11 protein-coding genes and 1 pseudogene are annotated in these 8,326 nt (G+C 67.1%); 6 read left to right on the top strand and 6 right to left on the bottom strand.

What is annotated here, in order from left to right; translation table 11 throughout:
* Positions 1 to 79: 79 nt before the first annotated feature.
* Complete coding sequence (locus tag ACFZCY_RS45255) at positions 80 to 943, bottom strand: transposase (RefSeq protein ID WP_391187651.1); 864 nt, start codon at positions 941 to 943, stop codon at positions 80 to 82.
* Between the two features lie 214 nt (positions 944 to 1,157).
* Positions 1,158 to 2,333, bottom strand: a complete 1,176-nt coding sequence (locus ACFZCY_RS45260; RefSeq protein ID WP_391187654.1) for an MFS transporter — start codon at positions 2,331 to 2,333, stop codon at positions 1,158 to 1,160.
* 96 nt (positions 2,334 to 2,429) lie between these two features.
* Here ACFZCY_RS45260 and ACFZCY_RS45265 point away from each other — a divergent pair, with 96 nt between their 5' ends.
* The 3 genes and pseudogenes from ACFZCY_RS45265 (at position 2,430) to ACFZCY_RS45275 (ending at position 4,859) form a co-directional block, all read left to right on the top strand.
* Complete coding sequence (locus ACFZCY_RS45265; RefSeq protein ID WP_391187656.1) at positions 2,430 to 2,990, top strand: TetR/AcrR family transcriptional regulator C-terminal ligand-binding domain-containing protein; 561 nt, start codon at positions 2,430 to 2,432, stop codon at positions 2,988 to 2,990.
* Between the two features lie 820 nt (positions 2,991 to 3,810).
* Positions 3,811 to 4,362, top strand: a pseudogene (locus ACFZCY_RS45270) (transposase family protein); the annotation flags it as partial.
* A gap of 107 nt (positions 4,363 to 4,469) precedes the next feature.
* The gene (locus tag ACFZCY_RS45275; RefSeq protein ID WP_391187658.1) at positions 4,470 to 4,859 is read left to right on the top strand and encodes an integrase core domain-containing protein; all 390 of its coding nucleotides are present in this window, start codon (positions 4,470 to 4,472) and stop codon (positions 4,857 to 4,859) included.
* An 83-nt stretch (positions 4,860 to 4,942) separates the two neighbouring features.
* On the opposite strand, the gene ACFZCY_RS45280 is transcribed toward ACFZCY_RS45275, so the two are convergent.
* The 4 genes from ACFZCY_RS45280 to ACFZCY_RS45295 form a co-directional block, all read right to left on the bottom strand.
* Complete coding sequence (locus ACFZCY_RS45280) at positions 4,943 to 5,377, bottom strand: PIN domain-containing protein (protein WP_391187660.1); 435 nt, start codon at positions 5,375 to 5,377, stop codon at positions 4,943 to 4,945.
* Positions 5,374 to 5,595: a hypothetical protein gene (locus tag ACFZCY_RS45285; protein WP_391187662.1), complete on the bottom strand. Its 222-nt coding sequence runs from the start codon at positions 5,593 to 5,595 to the stop codon at positions 5,374 to 5,376. Before ACFZCY_RS45285 ends, ACFZCY_RS45280 begins: the two co-directional genes overlap by 4 nt.
* A 925-nt stretch (positions 5,596 to 6,520) precedes the next feature.
* Positions 6,521 to 6,799: a hypothetical protein gene (locus ACFZCY_RS45290; RefSeq protein WP_391187664.1), complete on the bottom strand. Its 279-nt coding sequence runs from the start codon at positions 6,797 to 6,799 to the stop codon at positions 6,521 to 6,523.
* The gene (locus tag ACFZCY_RS45295) at positions 6,799 to 7,107 is read right to left on the bottom strand and encodes a hypothetical protein (protein ID WP_391187667.1); all 309 of its coding nucleotides are present in this window, start codon (positions 7,105 to 7,107) and stop codon (positions 6,799 to 6,801) included. The genes ACFZCY_RS45290 and ACFZCY_RS45295 overlap by 1 nt, the downstream gene beginning before the upstream one ends.
* A 64-nt stretch (positions 7,108 to 7,171) precedes the next feature.
* Between ACFZCY_RS45295 and ACFZCY_RS45300 the strand changes: the two genes are divergently transcribed.
* The 3 genes from ACFZCY_RS45300 to ACFZCY_RS45310 all read left to right on the top strand — a co-directional run.
* On the top strand, positions 7,172 to 7,435 hold the full coding sequence (locus ACFZCY_RS45300; RefSeq protein ID WP_391187669.1) for an integrase: 264 nt from the start codon (positions 7,172 to 7,174) through the stop codon (positions 7,433 to 7,435).
* Between the two features lie 106 nt (positions 7,436 to 7,541).
* A complete protein-coding gene (locus tag ACFZCY_RS45305) occupies positions 7,542 to 7,691 on the top strand; it encodes a hypothetical protein (protein ID WP_391187671.1) in 150 nt (49 codons plus the stop codon).
* A gap of 489 nt (positions 7,692 to 8,180) precedes the next feature.
* A partial coding sequence (locus tag ACFZCY_RS45310) for an SDR family NAD(P)-dependent oxidoreductase (protein ID WP_391187673.1) occupies positions 8,181 to 8,326 on the top strand: 146 nt, incomplete at its 3' end.

An 8,326-nucleotide genomic window follows, 5' to 3' on the forward strand; every position in this document is an offset into this window, starting at 1 on the left:
GGTACATCACGCCCCGCGAGACACGCCAGCGGCTCCAGAACGACCAAGCACTCGCAGCGTAGAAGAAGAGTGTCCAGGATCACGGGGAAACTTCACGGGTGTGGAAGGAGCCGTACCACAGGCAGGTGTGCTCGGCGAGGAAAACGGTGTCCACGCGTCCGTAGCGGCGGACCTTGGTTCGGTGCCAGTCCAGCTGCTGGGAGAGATCGGTGGGTGTCCCCAGGCGTGGGCCCCGGGTGCGCGGGCGTCCCTTCTTGCCCGTGTGTGGGGGCGGGAGTTCGTGCAGTACGGAGGTGACTTTCAGGCGGCTGGTCCAGGTGATCTGCGGGTTGAGGCCGCGTAGGTGCTCGCCGACGTAGGAGGCATCCCCGACTGTGTGCAGGGTGCGGTCGGGGAAGTGGGCGGCGAGCAGTTCGGTCATCTCGCGGGCCAGGGCGATCTTTCCGGTGTGTTTGGGGCGCCATAGACGGGCCAGGACGGGCAGGCATACCGGCCGGGTCAGGAACGGCACGGTCACCACGATCCCGGCGATGACCCAGCAGTTCCCGAAGCCGGCCGGGCGCGGCCCTTTCGCGGCGCCGTGGTGCTGCCAGGCAGCGCCGAAGACCTTGCGGCCGGACCGTTTGAACAGGGTGTCGTCGACCGCGACCTGCAGCGGCGCAGCGTCCGGGAGAAGGCGTGCCACGACCAAACCTGCCAGGGCCAGGCCGACCTCGTCGGCCGACCAGCGGGCGGTGGAGAACAGTCGGTGACACCGGGTGTGGTGCCACATCCGTTCCAGCCCTGTGCCCAGCAGCATTCCGCACAACGTGCGGCGGCGGGTCTGCGCGACCAGCCCGGTCAGCAGAACGCAGAACGTGCGGAACGTCGGAGCGGTGAAGCAGGACCGGCAGACAGCCAGCAAAGCGGATAAGGACGGCGGTATCGTGCCCACTGGAAGCATCGGCGGATCACTCTCAACTGGGTGAAACAGACACCGCCGATGCTTCTGTCTACCTGTCACATCCCAAGAGCAGTATGGTCTCGCGCCATCCGATCGAGCGCATCAACACACACCCGTTCACCGCCCCGGTGATCCAAAAAGTGCGAAACACGAGGGGGCAGCGAGGTGAACGCCCGCGCGTGCGCGGTGTCCTGGCCGCAGGCACTCGCCTTCATCACCGCGGCCGCCGGGGAATCAGCGCCGTGACCGCGAGCGCGATCAGCACGACGCCGTAGCCGGTCGCGGTGGTCAGCAGGCTGACGCTGGTCGCGATGATGCCCGCCGCGACGGCCGGGATGGAGAACGCGAGGTAGCTGAGCACGTAGAACGCGGCGACGAGCTTGCCGCGTTCGGCGGCCGGTGCGAGCGGGAAGACGGTGCGGGTAACGCCCTGAAAGCTCGCACCGAAGCCGGTCCCGGCGATCAGTGTGCCCGCGAACAGCAGCGCCTGGGACCCGGTCTGGGTGGCCGCGATGGTTACCGCGATCCCGATCGCCAGCGTGGCGGCGCCGAAGCGCATCACCCGGCTGGCCGCGACCGTGCGCAGCAGCCAGATCGCCGCCGCACCCGCCGCGGCCAGCGTGAACACCAGCAACCCGCCGAGCAGGATCGAGGTTGAGCCGGTGACCACACGGATCAGGCTCGGGCCGAGCGAGAGGTAGAAGCCGCCCAACGCCCACGCCGCGATGTCCAGCAGCGCGATGGCGGCGAACGCGGACCGCGCCGCGGCCGGGATGCCGACATTCGGCCGGATCGCCTGCCGTGCGCCGGGCATCATCGGCGAGGTCTCGGTCACCACGATCGTGCCGATCGCCTCGACCGCGAACACCACGAGCAGCACCAGGTACACGGTCTGGCGCGGCCACGGCAGGAACTGGACGAGCGCGGCGGAACCAAGTCCGCCGACGGCGAGACCCGCTATCGGGGCAACGCTGTTCACGATCGGCCCGTGTGGTCGCTCCGCATCCAGGATCGCGGCGGCCAGCGCACCGGTTGCCGCGCCGGTCGCGATGCCCTGCACCATGCGCGCCGCGATCAGCAACGGAACGCCGTCCGCGGTGCTGAATACCAGCATGGCAACCGCGTCGAGCGCGAGGGCGCCGAGGATCACCGGGCGGCGTCCCACGTGGTCGGACAGCGACCCGACGGTCAGCAGCGCGAGCAACAGGCACACCGCGTAGACGCCGAAGATCACTGTCAGCATGCCCGAGGAGAACGCCCAACGCGCCTGGTAGACGCGGTAGAGCGGGGTCGGCGCGCTGGACGCGGCGAGGAACGTCAGCATGGTCGCCGCGGGCAGGACGGTGGCCGGCCCGGACGACATGCGCCGGGTGGCCGGAGCGGTCAGCATGGAGTACCCCCACGATCAATTAAAGCGAAGATCATTGCTTTAATTGACGGTACACGGAGCGAAGCTTAAAACAAAGACTTCTGCAATAATGGTCGTATGTCGACCACCACACCAGCCCGGCGGCCGGGCGGGCGCAGCGCGAAGGTCCGGGACGCCGTCTACACCGCCGTCGGCCAGCTCATGGGCGAGGGCAAGGCGGACCGCATCACCATCCCACTGGTGGCCAACCGGGCAGGCGTCAACCCGACCAGCATCTATCGCCGCTGGGGCGACCTGGACACGCTGCTGGAGGAGGTCGCTGTCGCCGCGCTCACCAAGGACGGCGACGAACTGCCGGACACCGGGTCACTGCGCGGTGACCTGTTGGCGTGGGCTCGGATCGTGGTCGACGACATCACCCAACCGCGCCGGACCCGTTACCTGCGCGCCATGACGTCCGCCCGGGACGAGGTGCTCACCTGCCCGTGCTGGGAGCAGCGCCGCACGCAGGCCAAGGTGATGCTGGATCGGGCAAGGGCGCGCGGGGAGCGGGCGCCGACCGAGCAGCAGGTCCTCGATCACGTGATTGCACCGATGTATCACCACGTGGTCTTCGGCCTGTCCGTCGACCGGGAGTACGCGGGCCAACTGGTCCACGACGTGCTCGCGATGGCCTAGCTACTTGCCCCTTAAGAAGTCTGGGGCTGCCTCTGGGTTGCCCTCTGGGGAGAGCTGGTGAGGGCCGGGCCATGGCCGCGACAGTGAGTCTTTTCCAACCTCACGTTGAGGGTGCGTGATGGAGACTGCAGTGCCTCCTCACACAGTCTTGCCCGACTACGTCGTAACGTCGGCGCGGTACCGGTGATCAACTGCGATCTTCGGCGCTGGTGTCGGTAATCGCTCGGAACAGCTCGCGAGCCCGCTCGCAGAACTGCTCGCCCTCCGTGATGTCCGGCTTGTCACCGTCACCGTCCGCCAGCATCCGGCCTGGAGCTGCTCGGAGCGCAGCCCGCCGTAGCGGGCCCGCACCTCAGCGGTCACCGGCTGGACCGCGATGTGCAGGTGCTTACGCTCGTCGCGACCGTGCGCCCACATGCAAACGTAGGTCTGCTCGGGCCGGCACAACGTCTCCACGACACGAGCGGCGTCGCGCAGCAAGGGCCGGGTTCCGCCGCTGCCGTGTCGTCGAGCTCCGCGATGGCCACGACGTACTCCCGTGGACCGACGATCAAGGTGCCGAGATTCATCGGACCGACGACGTGGTTCACCACCCAAGCAGCGGTCTTGTGCAGGAAGTCCCCGGGCAACTCCCGGCGCCCGGTCAGAAGGTCACACCCAAGACACCCCGTCACATCGACAACGCCAGCCTATACAGAGCTCGCAGCGATGACGTCGACGGCCAACTTGGTTGATGAGTCCGCCGGTTGCCTGCGCACGCGATGAAGCTCCTGGTAGACGGGTTCACGGCTAAGATCGCCCGTGCCGACAGGAGCTTCATGTGCTTGTCTATCCGTCTGCCCTCGACCTGTCCACCCGGCATCTGCGGTTCCTGGCCGACCGGTTGGCCACGCATCGGGCGGCGTGCGGGACTCGGTGGCGCCGGCTATCGGCCGGGTTCGAGATTGGCGTGAGCACGGTGTACCGGTACATCACGGAAGCCGTCGGTCTGCTCGCGGCGCGGGCGCCCGACCTGACCACGGCGGTGAAGGCTGCCTCAGCAAAGACGTTCGTGATCCTGGATGGGACGCTGCTACCGATCGACCGGATCGCCGCCGACCGGCCCTTCTACTCCGGCAAACACAAGAAGCATGGCATGAACGTGCAGGTCATCGCCGATCCGCACGGGAAACTGCTTTGGGCCTCGGCCGCCCTGCCCGGCGCCGTGCACGACATCAAGGCCGCCCGAACCCACGGCATCATCGACGCCCTCACCGAGGCGGGCCTGGCCTGCTGGGCGGACAAGGGCTACCAGGGCGCGGGCGGCAGCGTGCGGGTGCCCTTCCGCGGCCAGTGGGACCGCCTCTCGGCAGGTCAACGCGCGGTTACGCGCTGGGTTTCCTCGAGCACGGCACACGCCGCCACATCGCTGGCGTAACCGCGCATCCGACCGCACAGTGGACGGCCCAGCAGGCCCGCAAGCTCGCCCTTGAGGCGGGCGTGCGCCTCAAGTCGTTGCGCTTTGTGATCCGCGACCGGGACGGCAAATACCCCGAGTCCTTCGACGCCGTCTTCGAAGACGAGGGCATCGAAACCGTCAAGACCGCCCCGCAGTCCCCGCGGATGAACGCACACTGTGAGAGGGGCATCGGGACACTGCGGCGCGAGGTCCTCGACCACCTGTTGCTCTGGAGCGAGCGCCACGCTCTCCGTGTTCTCAGCGCCTACGCCGGACACTACAACGGACATCGACCGCATCAGGCCCGAGAGCAACTACCTCCCCTCGCCGACCACCACGCCGCGCCGCTGACCGACCTGAAAACCCCACGACGGCTGTTCCAGACTCGTGTCCTTGGCGGCCTGATCAATGAGTACAGGTACGCAGCATGACCAGCAGTGATGCGTTTCTGAACGCCGCAGGTCGAGCGGCACACGACAAAGACGTTGACCAGACTCGCAATCGTACTGGGGCGCTAAAGGATCTCGAAGTGTCCGAACCGGGAGGAGGTCACGGCGCGGAAGTGGCGGGAGTCGAGGGTTGCGATCTTGGGGGTGTCCAGGCGCTCCGCCGCGGTCATGACGGAGGCGTCGGTGATACCGAGGGGGAAGTCGTGGTAACGGCCGACGAGCTCGGCGATCCGGGGCCAGTCCTGGTCTTCGACCGGTTCGACTCGAAAGGTGCCTGCGGTGATGTCCTCGATGAGGGCGAGCTCGGCTTCGGCGGCCTTCTTGGCGCCAACGGCGCGTTTGACCCGGGTGTTGATGAAATACGAGACCTCCGCCAGGACGAGCTGGGGGATCACGAGTTCGCCCTCGAAGCTCTCCAGCAGGGCCGCGCAGCGGGCGTGGTCAGGGTCGTCCGCGGATAGATAGGCGAAGACGGGACCTGCGTCGACGATCAGCTTCACGCGTCGTCTGCTTCCCCACGCATGTAGGCCTTGAGATCGCGGGCGTGGGGCGCGCTGCTACCGGCGTGTAGCACGCCTTTGCCCCGGAGGGCGCGGACGGGGCGTGACACGACGAGTTTGGATAGTTCTTTGGTGACCAGTTCGTCCACGGTGATGCCCTGGGTCGCCGCCAGCTGGCGCAGGCGGGCCTCAAGGTCTTCGGGCACCTGAATCGACATGCGGCCAGAATATCGCGGGACACACCGCGGGGAGAGATCCGCAGGGGCCGAATCGGCGCGACGTTGCCCCAGGCGGTCAGATTGGGATGGTACGGCTGCGTACGACCCCGGGTGGGGCACTACGGTGCACTACGATTCGTTACAGTGGGTTGCCGCGCCGCTGGGGGTCAAGGGGTCGCAGGTTCAGATCCTGTCGTCCCGACCAGCGTTTTCGCAGGTCGGAGGCCGTTTCCGCGGGTAGCGGAGGCGGCCTTAACCATTTCCGGGCTGGGAGTAATGGGGGGCCCTCTGGGAGCCCTCGTGCTCCCAACTCGCGGACGTGTCAACGGTGTCCGATTCGTCCGTCACCCGATCCGGTAGACCTGCTGCGCCGTACCGAGTCCCTGTGTGTCGTTGTCAACCGTAGGCCCCCTGAGGTCATCCCGTCGATCCGGATGCTCTCTACATCGAGAGGCATAAGGGCCCCTTGTCGGTTCCCGACCCCCTTTCCGGGTGGGGGCACGGTCCCGCGCTCCCCATGCGACAGGAGTAGAGAGGCTGTCGGTGATCCTTGTGGGCTGGTTTCCGCAGGCAGTCCGTACGTGGGGCTTTTGGTTACCGTAGGGGTCTGCGTCAAGGGATGGCAAAGCCCCTTGGTGTCTGCCGGCAGATAGGGCACTCCCAGGGTGTGAGTGCTGTACCCGGCTCTGGAGCGCCGTAGGGAGACTGTTTTGTAGAGGCCTGGCCGGAAGAAAAAGTGTGCCAAGCAAGAATGATGTCCCCGCTGTGTGTCCACGTGGCGTGGTGATCGACGAGCGCTGCTTACCTGCGTGTCGCACGAGTGCGGTGCTTTCGTCGTTGATGTATCCGGCCTGGGTGGCACGGGAGGCCGGACGGCCTGGGCGGCGTCTGGCCTGTGGGTTGGTTTGACGGCCTCTGGCGGTGCTCAATCGCAGGCGGTTTGGACCTGGCGCGGGAAGTGTGGCCAGTGCTCCGGTGGGTTGGCGCTGTGCCGCATGCTGCGGAGGGTGAGCTGGAGGGTTTTCCTGAGCGGGTGGGGGGAGTGCATGATCGCCTCGTTGCGCTGGGCGAGCCGGTGGAGTTCTTCGGGGGTGGGGAGCCGGTCGCTCTTCGCGCTGTTGCACGCTTGGTGTGCGGGCGCGAGGTTCCAGATGACGTCCAAGTCCGGTCCGTGCCGGCCGGATACGGCGCCGAAGCGCTGCATCAGGGAGTAGGGGAAGACGTGGTCGACAGCGGTGCTGTCGCCTGGCGTGATGGGTTGAGCGCAGATGAGGCAGCGGCCGTGCTGGAATCCGATAGTGCGTCGGTGACTCCGGTGACCGAGCGGCGGCGGCGCTTGTCCGTGAGCTGTAGCGTCGCCCAGTCCAGCGAGAATCCCTCGTCGATGAGGCTGCGGCCGATGCCCGCGGCGAAGGAGCTTTCCGCGATGTCCCACCGAGCGCCCAGCTCGGCACGCAGCCCCGGAGCTTGCTCGCCCTGGGCGATGGTGCGCAGTTCGGGAGTCAGGTGCACGATCCTGTGCCGATCGAAAAGTCATCGTCGCAGGTGGGAGTGGTACGGCCAGTCCGCTGGGATCATGTCCTCCCTGATCGTGTCCTTGCTGGACGACGTGACCCGGAAGCTGCTGACCGTTCCATCAGTTCTCCTCCGTCGCGGGACGGCGAAGGACGCGGAACTTCTGGTGCTGCGGCACGAGAACGCGGTCCTGCGTCGCCGGCTGGCCGGACCGGTCCGCTACCAGCCCGCCGACCGATTCTGGTTCGCTGCCCTGTCCGCGCTGATACCCCGACACCACTGGCGCGAGGTGTTCCCTGTCGCCCCCGGCACTCTGCTGGCCTGACACCGCAGGTTCATCGCCGCGAAGTGTGGCTGCACCGCGCGCGGAATCCCGCCGCCGACTTGGGTATACGCAGAGAGGTCCCTGCGCTTCTTGCTGCGCTACCGCGATGGCAAGGTGCGGTGAGGCGTTCGACGCCGTCTTCCGGGCCGAGGGGATCGAGGTCCTCAAAAGGCGTCACAAGCGCCCCGCATGGCACAAAGTCCTGCGCACCCGGATCCTCGGCGGCATCGTCAACGAGTACGGCTATGCCGCCTGATCAGCAGCGATGACTTTCCGAGCGGCACAGGGTGAATACGGCGCGCTCGGCCCGCGCGAGCGCGGCGCGGATCTTGCCGGGGCGCGAGGCCGGCGTCTCGGTGCGGTCGTCCATGCCGCCCATGACACGCCTGTTCGCCTGTGGACAGAGGGCGGCTGATCTCCACCATTGCGGGTGACGGCGCCCTGGTGCTCGGTCTGATCGGCGCCGAGTCTCTCTGACTGCGCCTACCGACTCTGACCCGGTGGCACCCCCTGCGCCACCTGTTGCGAACTGAAACCGTTCGCTTGCCGTCTCGGGTGATGCGAGGGCCGGCCGTCTCGGTCAGCTGCTCGTCGTTCGCTCGTGGTCTTTCCCGTACCGCACCCCACCGTTTCGCGGTTCTTTCTCGGATTGCCGGACGTGACCCTTGCCAGTGACCAATAAGCATCATATGGTCGTACGAACGTAAGACATACGAACGTAATCTAAAACCCAAGGGAGTCTGTCATGGCGACAACTCGGCCGGTGGCGCTCGTGACAGGTGCCTCATCGGGGATAGGCAAGGAGACGGCCCGCGCCTTCGTCGCGGCGGGTTTCGAGGTGATCGGAACCGGCCGCAAGACCTCCGGGCTCACCCCGCCCGCCGGTGTGAC

The organism is Streptomyces sp. NPDC007983 (assembly GCF_042958345.1).
GTDB lineage: Bacteria > Actinomycetota > Actinomycetes > Streptomycetales > Streptomycetaceae > Streptomyces.